This is a genomic window from Vibrio sp. 2132-1 (genome assembly GCF_033344315.1).
The window spans coordinates 1-558 of sequence record NZ_JAWPON010000695.1 but is presented as its reverse complement, the minus strand read 5'-3'; the positions used below and the strand labels follow the sequence as shown (position 1 = coordinate 558).

Here is a 558-nt window from a genome sequence, read left to right as displayed (position 1 = left end):
CGACGTTGAGCTTTGGAACGAATTCAGAGGAGGGTTAGCGAGTCTGTTTAAGCTCGGCTAATACTTCGTGCAGTGAAGGCACGATAGAGTGACCAAATTGTTTCACCTCATCGCAAGGTTCAACCAAGTCCGGAATTTGATAAGTGACCATGTTTGCCGCTACAGCGGCGCGAACACCATTATTGGAATCTTCAAAGGCCAAACATTGGCTTGGCTCTACATCCAGACGGTTCGCTGCCAGCAAATAGATTTCTGGATCGGGTTTGCCGTGGCTCACTTCGCAGCCTGTCGTTAGGTTATCGAAGTATTTGCTCAACCCTGCTAATTCCAGTTTGATTTTTGCCACTTCTTTCGCGGTAGATGTCGCGACCGCGATAGGTAAGCCTTGGGCTTTCAACCACTCCAGCAACTCAACAACGCCATCTTTTACAGGGATGGCTTGGTGTTTGACAACTGCGTTGTAACGAGTGCGCCATTCAAGATGCAGGCGGTCTAAATTCTCGCCGTAGGCTTTGCGGAAAATCGTCTCAATTCCTGCCGCATTGCGGCCAATGATCG

Annotated in this window: 1 protein-coding gene; it reads right to left on the bottom strand. The window is 49.5% G+C overall.

What is annotated here, in order from left to right; genetic code table 11:
- Window positions 1-34: 34 nt before the first annotated feature.
- The coding region (locus tag R8N47_RS27440; RefSeq protein WP_318186393.1) for an HAD family hydrolase at window positions 35-558 on the bottom strand (524 nt) is incomplete at its 5' end.